The sequence below is a fragment of the Bacillus sp. JK62 genome, assembly GCF_053663455.1.
In genome coordinates, this window is record NZ_JBSJQA010000003.1 from 139,049 (window position 1) to 156,356 (window position 17,308).

Sequence of the window (17,308 nt, forward strand, 5' to 3'; positions counted from 1 at the left end):
CGTTTGCTTTTCCCATGATTGTATAGAAAATGTCAGAAGATTTCAATCTTTTTGCTACGGGAGAATGATGATGGCGGCGATCGTCGTGACGATAAGTCCGGCCGCAACCGGGATAAAGTTTTTCCTGGCAAGCTCAAACGGGTCAACTTTACAAATAGCCGCAGCGGGAATCAGTGCCCAAGGGACCAATGTTCCGCCCCCGACCCAGATCGCTGAAATCTGGCCCAGCGCCGTTAAAACGGCCGGGTCCGTATGAAGCGCGGCAGAAAACAGCTTTGCCATCGAGCCTGCAAGAGATATACCGGAAAACCCAGACCCGTCGAGCCCGGTAATCGCACCGACTGCGGCCAGGGCGATGCCGGCGAATTCTCCGGACATCGGAAAAGAATGGGACAGGGCCAGTCCGAGGTCATTGACGATTCCCGCAGACCCTTTCGGCAGCGGGGTGTTCAAAATATTTTTAAACCCCGCGTCACCGAGATAAAAGAAGGCCGCGATCGGAATGACGGGGCCGAATACTTTAAAGCCGAATTGAAAACCGCCGATAAAATACTCGGTGATCTTTTCTAAATGCCGCTCTTTATATACAATGAAATGAATGATCAGGAGAATGCCGATCGCGGTTCCTCCGACGAGTGCCGTCGCATCGTTTCCTTGGAGGCGGTATACGATCATGCAGATAATATCGGCGAGAAAAACAAGCGGAATGAAAACCGCCAGGATCACCCTGAGTTTTTTCGGCAGATACATACTTGTGTCCAAAGAACCGGAGCTGTCCAAGGAGAGGGGGGCCTTCGTTTTTTTTCGATCCCGCATGATGAGGAAGAAAGCGGTGATTGTCGTCGTTAACCCCATGATCAAAACGAGCGGAATACTTGCCTGCATGACATCGCTCACTGGGATGCCCGCGGCATCGGCCGTTAATTTCGGGGCCGCCTGAATGACGTAATCCCCCGATAAAGCGAATCCGTGGCCGAACAGGTTCATCGCCATAGCCGCAGCGATCGGAGAAAGGCCCGCCCGGATCGCTGCGGGAAGCAGCACAGCGCCGATCAGCGCCACCCCGGGTGAGGGCCAGAAAAAAAGAGAGATGGCAAACATCAGACAGCCGATAACCCAATACGCGACAGCCGGCCCTTTCATCAGCTTTGCAAACGGAGAAATCATCGCTTCATTAATACCGGTTTTGGTCAAAATGCCGCTCATCGCCACGATAAAACAAATGATAAAAATCGTCGGCAGCAATTCTCCGGCGGCATACGTAAAGCTGTGAAACAGGCTGCTGACCGAAGCGGAGAATGAATGCGTCGTCCATAGCGCAATCACAAAAATGCCGGCGAGTGAAATAAAGGTTGTATCTTTTCTGAGAAGCATAAAAACGATAATGGCCGCGATAAAAGCAACATAAAGCAGATGTACCGAGTAGACGCCGATCCCCAATTGAACCACTCCGTTTATAAATAGGATTGCTACAGGGTATTCATAGGCGGGCGGAAGGTGCAAAGAAGGATGCGTAAAATCGGGACATCAAAAAAGCCGGAGAATCTCCGGCGGTTTTTTAGTCTATTGCGTAATAAGCGGTTACATAAGACGGACGGGAAAAAATAGACGTCGTGTCGATACCGGCAGATGTTCCGCGTTTTTTATGAGCTTCCTGATAAGAGTTTGACTGCTGCCAATCCTGAAAGGCTTTTTCCTCTTCCCACAAGGTCAAAATGACATACGTATCGCCTTCGAGCGGTCTTAATACGCGGATGGCTTTAAAACCGGGTTCATTTTCCACTTTGCCGGCGCGGTTTTTAAACCGGTTTTCAAACAGCGGACGGCCTTCCTGGGTAACGGCGATGTTGTTGAGGACGGCGTAGCCCGGATTTTTGATTTCCCCGACGCTGTCGATGCTTTCATAGGAATGGGGCGCCTGAAAAACGGTTTCTCCATTTGTTTCATGAATTAAAACCGCATTATCCTCCCCTTGCATCAGCACCATATTCTCACTCGGGTGTTTCTTGGCAATCGTCTTTAAAAAATCGGCTGTCCCGTATGTAATATAAACCTTCATATCAGCCACCTCCTGCTTGCTAGTATATCAAAAGAGTGGTATAAGTTTCTATTGGCGACTCATTCTGACATAATTCGAAACAATATTTCCCATACTACAAGTTAAGAAAGGCGAGGTGACTTATGCTGAAAAAGAAAAAAAGATTCTTTATTCCGGCTGTAATTGCGGCGGCAACCGCTTTTCTCGCGTTAATCGGATACATTATCATTATATTTCTCGGCCATTATGTCATCGATGAAAAGAAATTAATACTGCACGCATCTTCAAAAATCGTCGATCAAAACGGTGATGAAATCGCGAGCCTCTATACGGAAAATCGCGAGCCGGTATCCATTCAGCAGGTTCCGGAAGATGTGAGAGATGCCTTTATCGCCGTTGAAGATAAACGGTTTTACGAACATCACGGCATTGATGTGAAGTCTGTCGGCCGGGCGGTGTTCCGGGACGTTTTAGCAGGCGGCAAGGTGGAGGGCGGAAGCACGATCACCCAGCAGCTGGCGAAAAACATTTTTCTGACTCATGATAAAACATTTTTGCGCAAGACGAAGGAAGTCATTATCGCCATCAATCTTGAGCGTGATTACAGCAAGGACAAGCTGCTTGAAATGTACCTGAACCAGCTTTATTTCGGCCATGGCGTTTACGGCATTCAAGCCGCGTCCCACTACTACTTTAATAAAGAAGTAAAAGATTTAACCGTTGCAGAAGGAGCCGTTCTGGCAGCGATTCCGAAGGCGCCATCTCTTTATTCGCCGATTCAGCATCCGGATAAAAATAAAGAACGCCGCGATACGATTCTTGCAATGATGAACGATCAAGGCTATATCAGCGCCAAGGAAGCCGTCAGAGCCCAGGGCCGGACATTGGGGCTTAATGTCAAGAAAACATCAGAAACGCCTTGGTTTGACAGTTATATCGATCTTGTCATCAAGGAGGCGGAAGACCGTTATTCGATGTCAGGAGAACAGCTGCTTCAAGGCGGCTATACGATCCGGACGTCACTTGATTCCAAGCTGCAGAAAACGGCATATACCCTCATGAAGGAAAGCGGCTATTTTCCGGGGACGGATCAGGCGGCAGAGGGAAGCGCCGTCTTTATTGATAATAAAACCGGAGGCGTGCGCGCGGCGGTCGGCGGACGCGACTATGTGGCAAAAGGATACAACAGGGTTACGGCGAAGCGGCAGCCGGGCTCAACGTTTAAGCCGATTGCCGTATACGGGCCCGCCATGCAGGAAGACAAGTTCAAACCGTATTCGCTTCTCCAAGACAAACTGACGTCCTACGACGGGTATAAACCGAAAAATTATGACGGACAGTACAAGGGGGAAGTGACGATGCAGGATGCGATCACTTACAGCATAAATGCGCCCGCTGTCTGGACATTGAAGCAGATCGGCGTGGATACGGGAAAATCGTATCTTGAGAAAAACGGCATGAACATTTCTGACAACGGACTCGCGATTGCGCTGGGCGGTCTGTCTGAAGGCGTCACTCCGCTTCAGCTTGCCGGAGCTTATCATACCTTTGCGGCAAACGGAATGTATACGAAGCCATTTTTTATAGAGAACATCACAGACGAAGACGGAGAAACGTTATCCGGGCCTAAAAATGGCAAAACGCGCGTCTTCAGCGGACAGACGGCATGGAATATGACGAGAATGCTTCAGCAGGTTGTAAAAGAAGGAACCGCTTCACAAGGCAGCTATCAAGGTGACCTGGCGGGGAAAACCGGCACGACCACATTTACCGGCATCCCCGGCGCGACAAAGGACGCCTGGTTTGCGGGATACACTCCCGGACTGACGGGAGCCGTCTGGATGGGCTATGACAAAACGGATAAAACCCATTACCTGAAAGGCGGCAGCCAGTACCCGGTCAGACTCTTTAAAGATATCGTCACAAAAGCGGGTGAAAACGGCCGGACATTCAAAAAGCCTGAAAATGTGAAGGAACTGGGCAGCCCGATTGAGCTGGAGGCGGTAAAATCCCTGTCGGCCCGTTATACATTTAAGGCGATGGGACTGATTACGGTTCAATTAAAATGGGATATTCAAAAGGATGATCGGGTTGTTTACCGAATATATGAGAAGAAAGACGGAAAAGACAAGCTTCTGGATTCGGTGAAAGGAAAAGGCGGCTTTGACATACCGTACGCCAATCTGTTTTCAGGGGCTTCATACAAAGTCGTTCCATATAATTCACAGACGAATCAAGAAGGAGAGGGAACGGAATACGTTCAGCCGAAGCTTTTTTCTTCTTAATCATGAATTCGGCGATTTTTTGAACATTAAGCCTCAATTCTATACCATTCAGAAAAAACAAGGTATAGTGTAATGGGCGAAGAACACGAACGTATGGTTGCAGGAGGAAAGGTGGAAATTCAGATGAGTAAACGAGAAGCGTTTAATGATACGTTTTTAAAAGCGGCACGGGGAGAAAAAACAAATCACGTCCCTGTCTGGTACATGAGACAGGCGGGGAGGTCTCAGCCGGAATACCGCAAGCTGAAAGAAAAGTACGGCTTAGTCGAAATTACGCATCAGCCCGAGCTGTGCGCGTATGTGACGAGGCTCCCGGTCGAGCAGTACGGAGTGGACGCTGCCATTTTATATAAAGATATTATGACGCCTCTTCCTTATATCGGAGTGGATGTTGAAATAAAAAACGGAATCGGCCCGGTGATCGATCAGCCGGTGCGCTCTGCTGCGGATATTGAAAAGCTCGGCGAACTGAATCCCGAACAGGATGTTCCTTACGTGCTGGAAACGATCCGATTACTCGTAAACGAACAGCTGAATGTTCCGCTCATCGGTTTTTCGGGAGCGCCTTTTACGCTGGCCAGTTATATGATTGAAGGCGGACCTTCTAAAAATTACAACAAAACAAAAGCGTTTATGCACAGTATGCCGCAAGCGTGGCAAATGCTGATGGACAAGCTGGCGGACATGATTATCGTTTATGTAAAAGCGCAGATTAATGCCGGCGCAAAAGCCATTCAGATTTTTGATTCATGGGTCGGCGCGCTGAACCGCGAAGATTACCGGCAGTTTATAAAACCGGTGATGGACAGAATATTCCGGGAGCTTTCAGCAGAGCAAGTTCCGCTGATCATGTTCGGCGTAGGCGCAAGCCACCTGGCCGGGGATTGGCATGACCTTCCTCTTGATGTCGTCGGTCTTGATTGGAGACTCGGCATAGATGACGCCAGAAAACAAGGCATTACAAAAACGGTTCAGGGCAATCTTGATCCGTCGCTTCTTCTTGCGCCTTGGGAAGTCATCGAGAAAAAAGCGAAAGCGATACTTGATCAAGGCATGAAAACGGACGGGTTTATTTTCAATTTAGGGCACGGCGTATTCCCTGATGTCAATCCGGCAACGCTGAAAAAGCTGACGGCGTTTGTACATGAATACTCCGCGGCCCAAAAAACGGAACAATCTTCCTGAGCAGATCGTTGGTTATAAGAAGATTTTCCTGTCAAAATCAAGGTAGACAGACCATCAAAAGAGGTGTTTAACTAAATGAGCAGCAAAAAGAAAATGGGACTTCTCGTCATGGCTTACGGAACGCCTTACAAAGAAGAAGACATAGAACGCTATTATACACATATCAGACGCGGAAGAAAGCCTGAGCCGCACATGCTTCAAGATTTAAAAGACAGATATGAAGCGATCGGAGGCATTTCTCCGCTGGCAAAAATCACGCAGGAGCAGGCGGAGAAGCTCGCACAGCGTTTAAATGAAATCCAGGACGACGTAACATTCAAAGTGTACATCGGATTAAAACATATTGAACCGTTTATTGAAGACGCGGTGGCGGACATGCATAAAGACGGCATTACAGAAGCTGTCAGCCTTGTGCTCGCCCCTCATTTTTCAACATTCAGCGTCCAGTCATACAACAAACGCGCGAAAGAAGAAGCGGAGAAGCTCGGCGGCTTGACCATCAAGTCTGTTGAAAGCTGGTATGATGAACCGAAATTCGTTGATTATTGGGTCGGCCAGGTGAAAAAAACGTATGAGTCAATGCCGAAAGAAGAACGGGATGACGCGATGCTGATCGTCTCAGCGCACAGCCTTCCTGAAAAAATTAAAGAATACGGCGATCCGTATCCTGACCAGCTGGAGAAATCCGCAAAACTGATTGCCGAAGGCGCCGGAATTACCGATTACGCAGTCGGCTGGCAAAGCGAAGGGAACACCCCTGATCCGTGGCTGGGGCCGGATGTGCAGGATCTCACGCGCGAGCTGTATCAAAAGCATCCTTATAAAGCATTTGTATACGTGCCCGCAGGCTTCGTTGCCGATCATTTAGAGGTGCTTTACGATAATGATTATGAATGCAAAGCTGTGACCGAAGAAGTCGGCGCAAGCTACTATCGTCCGGCCATGCCGAACGCACAGCCTGAATTTATCGACGCGCTTGCAGCGGTCGTGCTGAAAGAGCTGGACAAATAGAATTAAACGGTAAAGAAGGCGATAAAAATGAGTGGCGATAAAAAACATCTGGTCATCATCGGCGGCGGCATAACGGGATTAGCCGCCGCCTTCTACATGGAAAAAGAAATCAAGGAAAAACAGCTGCCGCTTGAGGTCACCCTGATCGAAGCGGGCCCGAGAGCGGGCGGCAAAATTCAGACGGCGCATAAAGACGGCTACATCATTGAGCGGGGGCCGGATTCTTTTTTGGAAAGGAAAAAAAGCGCGCCGCAGCTCGTCAAGGATTTGGGGCTTGAGCATCTGCTCGTCAACAATGCGACCGGCCAGTCTTACGTGCTCGTCAATGAGACGCTTCATCCGATGCCGAAGGGCGCGGTGATGGGCATTCCGACCAAAATCGCTCCGTTCATCTCCACCGGTTTATTTTCTGTTCCCGGAAAAGCGCGGGCGGCGCTTGACTTTGTCCTGCCTGCGAGCAAACCGAAGGAAGATCAGTCTCTGGGTGAATTTTTCCGCAGACGCGTCGGTGACGAAGTCGTTGAGAATTTAATAGAACCGCTATTATCAGGGATTTATGCCGGAGATATTGATAAGCTGAGCCTCATGTCCACGTTTCCGCAATTCTATCAGACTGAGCAAAAGCACAGAAGCCTGATTCTCGGTATGAAAAAATCACGTCCGCAGCCTTCGGGACAGCAGCTGACGGCCAAAAAGCAGGGCCAGTTTTTAACGCTGACGACAGGGCTTCAAACGTTGGTGGAGGAGCTGGAAAAGCAGCTTACGCTGACAAAGGTGATGAAAGGAACGAAAGTCACCCATATCGGCCGCGAGGAGAAGGGATATTCCGTGACGCTTGATAACGGCAAAGTGCTCTATGCGGAAGGATGCATTGTGACAGCGCCGCATAAAGCCGCGGCGAAAATGCTTTCTGATCTGCCGGCGGTTTCATGTCTCAAAGACATGCATTCTACGTCCGTTGCCAACGTCGCCTTAGGTTTTCCTGAGGGAGCCGTCAAGATGGAGCATGAAGGTACGGGATTCGTTATCTCAAGAAACAGCGATTTCTCCATCACGGCCTGCACATGGACGAATAAAAAATGGCCGCACGCGGCGCCGGAGGGCAAAACGCTTCTCAGGGCGTACGTCGGAAAGGCCGGAGATGAATCCATCGTAGATCTTTCAGATAACGAGATCATTAAAATCGTAATGGAAGATTTGAAAAAAGTAATGAAAATAAATGGCGAACCGGAAATGACCTGTGTGACCCGCTGGAATGAAAGCATGCCGCAATACCATGTCGGCCATAAGGAGCGCATCAAAGAGTTCAGAGATGCGCTGAAAGCTTCCTATCCGGGCGTATACGCGACGGGCGCGTCTTTCGAAGGGGTAGGCATCCCCGACTGTATCGACCAGGGAAAAGCCGCCGTATATGATTCACTGGCTTATTTATTTGAAACGTACCAGCCTCCGTTATCGTGAAACGGAGGTTTTTTGCATGTTCCCGTTCTGTAAAGGGAACACCAATAAAGAGAAAAAACATTTGAATCTTCTTTGCGACTGTGATAAGTTATCTTATGTACAAAATGACTAAAACGTTCAAACGGTCAATTTAACGAGGTGGGAAACATGTCCGTCGATCGGAAAAAGCTCATTCTGGAAGCGGCAACGAAGTCTTTTACACAATTCGGCTACAAAGCAACAACAATGGATCTGGTGGCAAAGCTTGCAAATGTGGGGAAGGGAACCATCTACACGTTTTTCAAAAACAAAGAAGAACTGTTTGATGATATTTTCACCACTATTTTAAGAGAAATGAAGGAACACGCAGACGAAGCGATGAAACCGGAGCTTTCATTTCACGAAAATGTTCACCGGGCGCTTATCGCGATTTTGGAATTCAGAAAAACACACCAGCTGACTATTAAAATTTTTCAGGAGAACGCTGAGATTGGTACAATAGCCGTTCAGGATGTCATTGCGAAAATGGAGCGGGCCATTCTGTCATACATTAAAGAAAAGATAGAAACAGCCATTGAAAACGGAAGCATTAAACCGTGTGATCCGGAACTGACCGCTTTTGTGATGCTCAAGCTCTACATCGCGCTGATATTTGACTGGGAAAAAAACCATCCGCCTCTTGAAAAAGAGACCATCGCCGAATTGCTGGAAATGTATGTTGGTCAAGGATTATCTAAATAATAGATGATCCTTCACTTTTTAGGTGCCGTGACCGTTTTGTCAAATGAGTCAGTTTGCGGAAGGAGGCAACAGGGTTGAATACAATAAAAAGCCAGTGGAAAGACATTGTAACGAACAAGAAACTGTTAATCCCCATCATTGCCATATTATTCGTTCCGCTGATCTACAGCGGAGTGTTTTTGAAGGCGTACTGGGACCCGTACGGCACGGTGGATCAGCTGCCGGTTGTCGTTGTCAACCAGGATAAAGGGGCGGACTACGAAGGGAAACATCTTCAGATCGGTGACGATCTTGTGAAAGAGTTAAAGAAAAATGATAATTTTGATTGGCATTTTTCAAGCGATCTTGATCAATCGTTAAAGGACTTATTAAATGCTAAATATTATTTATTGGTCGAGATTCCTGAAGATTTTTCTAAAAACGCCAGCACGGTAATGGATAAAAATCCGAAGAAGCTGGATCTGAAATATCATACGAATGCCGGATCAAACTATGTCGGCGCGACAATCGGAGAAAAGGCGATCGACAAGCTGAAAGCCTCCGTGTCGAAAGAAGTGACGGAGCAATACGCAAAAGTCATTTTTGACAATTTTAAAGATATTGCCAAAGGACTCGGCAAAGCCAGCAGCGGCGCCAAGAAAATAGACGACGGCACGAAAAACGCGAAAGACGGCAGCGCCAAGCTGAAGGAAAATTTAGCGAAGCTTACTGAAAGCACCGCCACCATCGGCGATAAAACGCAGCAGCTTGCAGACGGAGCGGCGAAAGTGACAAGCGGAATTCAAACGCTTGACAGCTCTATCGCAAAACTTCAGAGCGCAAGCGCCGAAATTCAAGATAAATCAGGACAGATTGCTTCAGGAGGAGGCCAAGTGGCCAGCGGGCTGAAAACGAGCCTTGACGCACAAAAGCAGCTCCAGCAAAAGCTTCCGGATTTAACGAATGGATTAAGTGCGTTAAACAGCAAGGCGCAGGAAGTGTCGCAAAAAGCGGCGGCATTTGAAGATGCGATCAATTCAGTCAACCTCTCAGATATTGAAAAAGCGGTTGGGGAGCTTGAGCAGACTGAAAAGGAATTGCAGCAGTTTAAGAAAAAGCTTTCTGATCTGAAAAACAGCCTGGATGCCCGGGATGACGCGGTCAAAAAGGTGATTAAGGACAGTGATTTCTTAACGGATGAGCAAAAAGCGAAACTTGTTCAGCTTCTGAATGAGAAGCTTCCGAAGGCCGACCTTCCGGATTTAGACAATATCGTCAGCCAGCTTCCGTCCGGCGGAGATATCCAGCTTCCGGATATGTCAGTCATAAAAAGCGCGCTGGCAGATGTAAAAGCGAAGGCTGATCAGCTGAAAGCACTGCCTCAGTCCACATCGAAACTGTATAACGGCGCGGCGGCGGTACAAGACGCAATTAACCAGCTGACGGCTGGAACTGATAAATTGTACAGCGGAGCGCAGACCGTCTTTGAAAGCCAAAACAAATTAACGGCCGGTATCGGCGAATACAACAGCAAGTTCGGACAGCTTAAATCAGGATCAGAAGCGTTAGTGTCAGGGAGCGGCCAGGTGTCTGGCGGCTTAACGAAACTGCTGGACGCGCAAAACAAAATCCATGACGGCTCGTCCAAAATTGAGCAGGGTCAAGCGTCTCTCGGCACCGGTTTAAGCAAACTTTTAGACGGCACCGGACAATTGTCCAGCCAGCTGAAAGATGCGGCTGATCAAACCGGGGACATTAAGACAGATGACAAAACGTACAGCATGTTTGCCGATCCGGTAAAAACGGACGATAACGCGATTCATTCCGTGCCTAACTACGGTACCGGACTGACGCCTTATATTCTCTCTATGGGCTTGTATGTCGGCGGATTGATGCTGACGGTCGTATTCCCTCTGAGTGAAGCTTCAGGGCGTCCGAGAAACGGTTTTGAATGGTTCCTCAGCAAATTCAGCGTCATTCTGCTCGTCGGACTGATTCAATCCGTAATAGTCGCCACGGTTCTGTTAAAAGGAATCGGGCTTGATGTGGAAAGCACTTGGAGATTCTATCTCTTTACGATGATTACCAGCATCGCGTTCCTGTCGATGATTCAATTATTGGCGACAACGATGGGAAATCCGGGACGCTTTATCGCTGTCATCATTCTGGTGCTTCAGCTTGGGGCAAGCGGAGGAACCTTCCCGCTTGAACTCCTGCCGGGATTCTATCAAGTGATTCACGGGGCACTGCCGATGACTTACAGCATCAACGGGTTCCGTGCCGTCATTTCAAATGGCGATTACGGCTATATGTGGCAGCAGGCATCCATTCTGTTGGGCATCGCCGTTGTCATGATCGCGCTGACCATCGTGTATTTTACGGTGCAAAGCAAAAAAGAACACAAAACGGAAGAAGAAATAACAGCATAAGAAAAAGAGGCGCTGAGCAGATGCTCAGGGCCTCTTTTTTTTGATTTCGATTAAAATCCCCATCTCACCAACAGTCCGGTATACGTCAATCCGCCGCCGAACCCGAACAATACCAGCGTCTGGCCTTCCGACAGTTTTTTTGCTTTCACAGCTTCATCCAAAGCGAGAATAATAGAAACCGATGAAGTGTTGCCGTAATATTCAACGCTTGTCAATGTCCGTTCAAGCGGGAAAGGCAGTTTTTCACAGATGGATTCGATCATCCGCATGTTGGCGCTGTGAGGAACGAACCAATCCAGATCGTCTTTTGAAAAGCCGGCTTTTTCTAAAAGGGCATTGCATTCCTCAGGCACGGTTCTGGCCGCCCATTTATATACTTCGCGCCCGTTTTGCACCATATTTCCTCCGCCTTTAAGCGGCTCGCCGTTTAATTCTGCGCTCAGTCCCGTGCGATACAGCACGTCCGCGCTTCCTCCCGCTGTTCCTTGCACGGCTGCCAAAAAGCCCGGCGCTGATTCGTCGCGTTCCACCAATAGGGCGCCTGCAGCATCTCCGAAAAGAACGCAGGTCGTCCGGTCAGTATAATCCGTTACCTTTGATAATGTTTCACCGGCAATGACAATCACTTTTTGATGGGAACCGGCGGTAATTAATGCGTCTGCGAGCTGAAGGCCGTAAGTGAGTCCGGCGCATGTGGCGTTAATATCAAGCGCTCCTGTGTGCGGCCAGCCGAAGTAAGCCTGCACGCGTGCCGCGGTGCTTGGAAACGCATAGTCCGCCGTCGTTGTGGCGACAAGAATCATATCGACATCATCAAGAGTTCCGCTGTATCGTTCTGCAAGGTTTTTCACCGCTTCCACACACAAATCCGATGTGAATTCATGTTCGCCGGCAATGCGTCTTTCCTTCATACCGGTGCGCTGGACGATCCATTCATCAGATGTATCGACGATGCGCTCCAAATCCGCGTTTGTTAATCGGCGTGCCGGAGCATATGTACCGATTGCTGTAATTTTAGATTTTGACATGAAAAAATCACTCCTTTATATCAGATTATAACACCTGATATTATTACTTGGTACTAATTTTAATAAAAAAACCCAAGCAGCATCCGCTGTTTGGGGAGCATGAGAATTTTATTTGTAAAACGGGCTTGTGTGAACGATTACCAATGACGGCAGCAGCGGCGGCATGAATGATGATGCTTCTTTTTGTCTTTCTTCTTTTTACAAGGGTCTTCTTTTTTCTTTTTACAGTGATCTTTTTCTTTTTTACAGCACCAGAAGGCTGCACCAGACCAATCATCCTCAAACCAATCCTCAAACCAATCATTATGAAACCTTTTCCGCTTGTGCGGTTTACGGCTGATCATACATTTCCCTCCTATGCTCATGCTCCCTTCATTCTATGAAAAAAGAGCAGGAAAAGATTGGACGGGTTATGGATCAAAAGAGTATATTTTAAGAAGAATAAAATTGATAGGAGGAATGACCTGTGGAAAATATGAAACATACGATGGAACTGATTAAAGAATTGGTGTCGATTCCGAGTCCGACGGGCAATACATACGAGGTTATCGCCTATACAGAAAGTCTTTTAAAAGAATGGGGCGTCTCCTCTTACAGAAACCGCAAAGGCGGTCTTTTTGTCACAATTCCCGGCCGTGATGACAAGAAACACAGATTGCTGACGGCGCATGTCGATACGCTCGGCGCGATGGTAAAGGAAATAAAGTCGGACGGCCGGCTGAAGATTGACTTGATCGGCGGCTTCCGATATCACTCGATTGAAGGGGAATATTGCGAGATCCAAACTTCTTCCGGCAAAACCTATACAGGCACCATCTTAATGCATCAGACTTCAGTGCACGTCTACAAGGACGCCGGCAAGGCAGAGCGGAATCAGGAGAATATGGAAGTCCGCCTTGATGAGCCTGTCCGGACGAAGGAAGAGACGTCCGATCTCGGCATCAGGGTCGGCGATTTCATCTCATTTGACCCGCGCGTGCAGATTACGCCGAGCGGCTTTATTAAGTCCCGGCATCTTGATGACAAAGCGAGCGTGGCTCTGCTCTTGAATTTAATCCGCCGCATCACGGAAGAGAAAATCGAACTTCCGTATACGACGCATTTTCTGATTTCTAATAATGAAGAAATCGGCTACGGCGGCAATTCCAACATTCCTCCTGAGACCGTCGAATACTTGGCTGTTGATATGGGAGCGATCGGCGACGGCCAGTCTACGGATGAATATACCGTCTCCATTTGCGTGAAGGATGCGAGCGGACCGTACCATTATCAGCTCAGAAAACATCTGGCCGGGCTTGCGGAGCGCTATGGCATTGATTATCAGCTTGATATTTATCCGTATTACGGTTCTGATGCCTCAGCAGCCATCCGTTCGGGCCATGACATCGTTCACGGGCTGATCGGCCCGGGAATTGACGCTTCACACGCTTTTGAACGCACGCATGAATTATCGCTTCTTAATACGGCGAAGCTTTTGCACCGGTACGTTCTATCGCCGATGGCATAAAAAACCCTGCGCGGAAATCATTCCGTGCAGGGTTTTCATTTTAACCTGAAATGGTTGTGTTTTGTTCTGTTTTGGCGAGGCTCATGACCTTCGCGCCTTTAACGGGATCATACTGGCCTTCCCATTTTGACATCACAACGGATGCCAGCGCGTTTCCGGTCAGATTGACGACCGTGCGGGCCATGTCCATAATCCGGTCAACACCGGCGATGAATGCAAGGCCTTCTGCAGGAATGTTGAATGCGCCTAATGTCGCAAGCAGGACGACGAAAGAAGTCCCGGGCACGGCAGCCATTCCTTTGGAAGTGACCATCAAGACAAGCACAAGGGTAATCTGCTGCCAAATGGACAAGTCAATGTGGTATACCTGAGCGAGGAATAAAGCGGCGATAGATTGGTACAGCACAGATCCGTCTAAGTTAAAGGTATATCCGATCGGCACAACAAAGGAAACAATACCTTTCGGACAGCCGATTTTCTCCATTTTTTCCATAACGCGGGGGAGTACGGTTTCGGAGCTTGACGTACTGAACGCTAATAAAATTTCATCCTTCATATAGGCGAGGAATTTGAAAATGTTTACTCCGGCAAGCTTTCCGACGATTCCGAATACAACAATGAGAAAGAAAGCCAAAGCTACATACACTAAACCGACCAGTTTACCGAGTGAAAGCAGGGAACTGAGCCCAAATTTGGAAACGGTAACACCAATCAACGCAAAAACACCAAACGGCGCAACTTTCATGACGAGGTTCACAACATGGAACATCGCATGAGAAACACCTTCAAAGAAGGCCAAGACAGGCTTTCCTTTTTCACCGATTGCCGAGATGCCGAGTGCAAACAGCACGGTAAAGCAGATGATGGCAAGCAGATCTCCTTCGGCTAATGATTGGAAGAAGTTTGTCGGTACGATATGCAGGAATGTGTCTGCGATAGATTTGTTATTTTGTTCTTTTTCTGTTTCAACATATTGACTGATATCTGTCTTTTGAGCTTCATGTATATTAACGCCTGTTCCCGGATGAAACAGATTCGCCAAAGCCAGCCCGAGAATAATGGCAAAAGTGGTAATGATCTCAAAATACAAAATCGTTTTGAAGCCTAATTTTCCGACTTGTTTTCCGCTTCCCGCGCCGGCAACGCCGATGATTAAGCTGGAGACGACAATTGGAATCACTATCATTTTGATTAAGCGTAAAAACAAATCGCCGATAGGCTGTAAATATGTTGGAATGGCGGGATTGCCGTACCAGATGACACCGACTACAACCCCTAGTATGAGTCCGACGAAAATTTGCGTCGCTAGTCCAAAGCGTAATTTTTTCATAGATTACCTCCCGAAGAAAAAAGTGCAATAAGTATCTAAAAAGATAGCTATTAGAACAAATTATAATAGAAAAGAAAACAATCCGTCTATAGAAAAATATAGATTGAAAATACTGAATCTTTTAAAACGTACAGATAATTGCTAATAATGGTGAATAACGCCCTATTCAGAAAGTATGATGACGGCTGAAAAAAACGGGCGCCGCACAACTTAGAATTGTGCGGCGCCCTATTGTCACATATCCTTAATTTTCAAGCAGTCATTGCACAGATTAATGTGACACTCATACTGCTCAACAATCTCATTTCCGCATTCTTCGCATTTCTTACCGGGTAAATTTCTGAAAAAATCCGACATCTTTTCCAACATACCCATCCCTCTTTCATTGTTTTGTCTCTACATTGTATTATAACAGTTTTGGAAAATCAACGGCTGTTTTGGCACAATGTTTAAAACATGCAATTTGTACGAAAAATAGGTATATTGGAGGAAAGGATCTTTTTATCATAAACATTCGGAGGGTCATATGAAAGTTACAGTTATTGGATGCTGCGGCGGGTTTCCGGCCGCAAACGAAGCAACTTCAGGCTATCTGTTTCAGTCCGGCGGCTATTCTCTGCTCGTCGATTGCGGAAGCGCCGTATTATCAAAGCTGTTTGCCTATGTTCCGGCAGAAGAGCTTGATGCCGTCATTTTGTCCCATTATCACCATGATCACATCGCTGATATCGGGCCGCTTCAATTTGCCAAACAGGTCGGCTCCTTTCTCGGAAAAGGGACGCATGCACTGCCGATTTACGGGCATGATGCTGATATAGAACAGTTTGAGCGTCTTACATATAAAACGCATACGAAAGGAGTGGCCTATCAGCCGGACCGCCCGCTTTCTGCCGGGCCGTTCACCATTACCTTCCTGAAAACGGTGCATCCGGTCACTTGTTATGCGATGCGGATTACTGACGGTTCAGCTTCTGTTGTGTATACGGCTGATTCAAGCTACCAGGACGCGTTTATCCCGTTTGCGGAAAATGCCGATCTGCTGATCTGCGAGTGCAATTTTTACGCGGACCAGGACGGCACGTCAGCCGGCCATATGAACAGTTTGGAAGCCGGACGTATCGCGGAGGAGGCCGGAGCGGGGGAGCTGATTCTCACACATCTGCCTCATTTCGGCGAGCACCGGAAGCTGAAAGAAGAAGCGGAATCCGTGTTCGGGGGCGAAGTGACAATCGCCGCTTCCGGATTGAAGTGGGAGAAATAAAGGAGGAGCACCATGTTATTTATCGACAACCAAAACATAACCGACCCGAGGATCAACCTCGCAATCGAGGAATATTGCGTGAAACATCTCGACCCTGAACAGACATACCTGCTGTTTTACGTCAATCAGCCGTCGATTATCATCGGGAAGAACCAAAACACAATAGAAGAAATCAATACGAAATACGTAGAAGATAACGGAATCATCGTCGTCCGCAGGCTGTCAGGAGGCGGCGCGGTTTACCATGACCTCGGGAATCTGAATTTCAGTTTTATCACCAAGGATGACGGCGACAGCTTCCACAATTTTAAAAAATTCACCGAACCCGTTATTCAGGCGCTGCGCCAGCTCGGTGTGGAAGCTGAATTAAGCGGCCGAAACGACATCGTCGCGGACGGCAGAAAAATTTCCGGCAACGCTCAATTTTCGACGAAAGGGCGTATTTTCAGCCACGGAACATTAATGCTGGATTCCGCCATTGATCATGTCGTGTCAGCCTTGAAAGTGAAAAAAGACAAAATCGAATCAAAAGGCATTAAGTCAATCAGAAGCCGTGTCGCCAATATCAGCGAGTTTCTTGATGACAAAATGACGGCGGACGAATTCAAAAAGCATCTGCTTCACCATATTTTTAATACAAATGATCTTTCCGAAGTGCCGGAATATAAACTGACCGATGAAGACTGGAAAGCGATCCGGAAGATTTCCGAAGAGCGCTATCAAAACTGGGACTGGAATTTCGGAAGGTCGCCCGCATTCAACCTTCAGCATTCGAAACGTTATCCGGTCGGATCGATTGATCTGCGTCTTGAAGTGAAAAAAGGAATCATTCAGGACTGCAAAATTTTCGGTGATTTCTTCGGTGCGAAAGATGTGAGTGAAGTCGAACAGGCGCTGACCGGAAAACAGTATGACAGAACCGCTATCAGGGAGGCGCTGGCCGGAATCGATCTGAAACAGTATTTCGGCAAAATAGAGCTGGAAGATTTCCTCGAGCTGATTTATTAGAACATTTGCCGAACGCATGATTTGAATCAGCGCCCGTTTTTGTGAAATGATAGAACCATAATGAAT

15 protein-coding genes are annotated in these 17,308 nt (G+C 47.7%); 9 read left to right on the forward strand and 6 right to left on the reverse strand.

What is annotated here, in order from left to right:
* Window positions 1-54: 54 nt before the first annotated feature.
* Window positions 55-1,440, reverse strand: coding sequence for a hypothetical protein (locus tag ACWJJ4_RS10280; protein WP_369614349.1), 1,386 nt, complete (start codon window positions 1,438-1,440; stop codon window positions 55-57).
* 118 nt (window positions 1,441-1,558) lie between these two features.
* Window positions 1,559-2,059: a heme-degrading oxygenase HmoB gene (gene hmoB / locus ACWJJ4_RS10285; protein WP_003155224.1), complete on the reverse strand. Its 501-nt coding sequence runs from the start codon at window positions 2,057-2,059 to the stop codon at window positions 1,559-1,561.
* Window positions 2,060-2,181: 122 nt separating this feature from the next.
* On the opposite strand from hmoB, the gene ACWJJ4_RS10290 reads away from it, so the two are divergent.
* The 6 genes from ACWJJ4_RS10290 (at window position 2,182) to ACWJJ4_RS10315 (ending at window position 11,108) form a co-directional block, all read left to right on the forward strand.
* Window positions 2,182-4,323: a transglycosylase domain-containing protein gene (locus ACWJJ4_RS10290; RefSeq protein ID WP_102421691.1), complete on the forward strand. Its 2,142-nt coding sequence runs from the start codon at window positions 2,182-2,184 to the stop codon at window positions 4,321-4,323.
* Between the two features lie 123 nt (window positions 4,324-4,446).
* Window positions 4,447-5,508 (forward strand): uroporphyrinogen decarboxylase, encoded by a 1,062-nt coding sequence (gene hemE, locus ACWJJ4_RS10295; RefSeq protein ID WP_032875175.1) that lies wholly within the window; start codon window positions 4,447-4,449, stop codon window positions 5,506-5,508.
* 75 nt (window positions 5,509-5,583) lie between these two features.
* Complete coding sequence (gene hemH, locus ACWJJ4_RS10300) at window positions 5,584-6,519, forward strand: ferrochelatase (protein ID WP_058906681.1); 936 nt, start codon at window positions 5,584-5,586, stop codon at window positions 6,517-6,519.
* A gap of 27 nt (window positions 6,520-6,546) precedes the next feature.
* Window positions 6,547-7,980, forward strand: coding sequence for a protoporphyrinogen oxidase (hemY, locus tag ACWJJ4_RS10305; protein ID WP_003155220.1), 1,434 nt, complete (start codon window positions 6,547-6,549; stop codon window positions 7,978-7,980).
* A gap of 147 nt (window positions 7,981-8,127) precedes the next feature.
* A complete protein-coding gene (locus ACWJJ4_RS10310) occupies window positions 8,128-8,700 on the forward strand; it encodes a TetR/AcrR family transcriptional regulator (RefSeq protein ID WP_032874350.1) in 573 nt (190 codons plus the stop codon).
* 74 nt (window positions 8,701-8,774) lie between these two features.
* A complete protein-coding gene (locus ACWJJ4_RS10315) occupies window positions 8,775-11,108 on the forward strand; it encodes a YhgE/Pip domain-containing protein (protein WP_033574487.1) in 2,334 nt (777 codons plus the stop codon).
* Window positions 11,109-11,158: 50 nt separating this feature from the next.
* Here ACWJJ4_RS10315 and fabHB read toward each other — a convergent pair whose 3' ends face one another.
* Window positions 11,159-12,136, reverse strand: coding sequence for a beta-ketoacyl-ACP synthase III FabHB (gene fabHB / locus ACWJJ4_RS10320; protein WP_003155217.1), 978 nt, complete (start codon window positions 12,134-12,136; stop codon window positions 11,159-11,161).
* A 137-nt stretch (window positions 12,137-12,273) separates the two neighbouring features.
* Window positions 12,274-12,480: a hypothetical protein gene (locus ACWJJ4_RS10325; RefSeq protein WP_052585646.1), complete on the reverse strand. Its 207-nt coding sequence runs from the start codon at window positions 12,478-12,480 to the stop codon at window positions 12,274-12,276.
* A 131-nt stretch (window positions 12,481-12,611) separates the two neighbouring features.
* Between ACWJJ4_RS10325 and ACWJJ4_RS10330 the strand changes: the two genes are divergently transcribed.
* Window positions 12,612-13,643: a M42 family metallopeptidase gene (locus tag ACWJJ4_RS10330; protein WP_015388474.1), complete on the forward strand. Its 1,032-nt coding sequence runs from the start codon at window positions 12,612-12,614 to the stop codon at window positions 13,641-13,643.
* Between the two features lie 40 nt (window positions 13,644-13,683).
* Here the strand turns inward: ACWJJ4_RS10330 and ACWJJ4_RS10335 are convergent, their stop codons facing one another.
* Both ACWJJ4_RS10335 and yhfH read right to left on the reverse strand, forming a co-directional pair.
* Window positions 13,684-14,973 (reverse strand): cation:dicarboxylate symporter family transporter, encoded by a 1,290-nt coding sequence (locus ACWJJ4_RS10335; protein ID WP_003155211.1) that lies wholly within the window; start codon window positions 14,971-14,973, stop codon window positions 13,684-13,686.
* Between the two features lie 234 nt (window positions 14,974-15,207).
* Window positions 15,208-15,348, reverse strand: coding sequence for a protein YhfH (gene yhfH / locus ACWJJ4_RS10340; RefSeq protein ID WP_012117221.1), 141 nt, complete (start codon window positions 15,346-15,348; stop codon window positions 15,208-15,210).
* Between the two features lie 151 nt (window positions 15,349-15,499).
* Here yhfH and ACWJJ4_RS10345 point away from each other — a divergent pair, with 151 nt between their 5' ends.
* Both ACWJJ4_RS10345 and lplJ read left to right on the forward strand, forming a co-directional pair.
* Window positions 15,500-16,234 carry an MBL fold metallo-hydrolase gene (locus ACWJJ4_RS10345; RefSeq protein WP_014304736.1) on the forward strand — a complete coding sequence of 245 codons (735 nt, stop codon included), beginning with the start codon at window positions 15,500-15,502 and terminating at the stop codon, window positions 16,232-16,234.
* A gap of 12 nt (window positions 16,235-16,246) precedes the next feature.
* On the forward strand, window positions 16,247-17,242 hold the full coding sequence (gene lplJ / locus ACWJJ4_RS10350; RefSeq protein WP_003155205.1) for a lipoate--protein ligase LplJ: 996 nt from the start codon (window positions 16,247-16,249) through the stop codon (window positions 17,240-17,242).
* Window positions 17,243-17,308 lie beyond the last annotated feature (66 nt).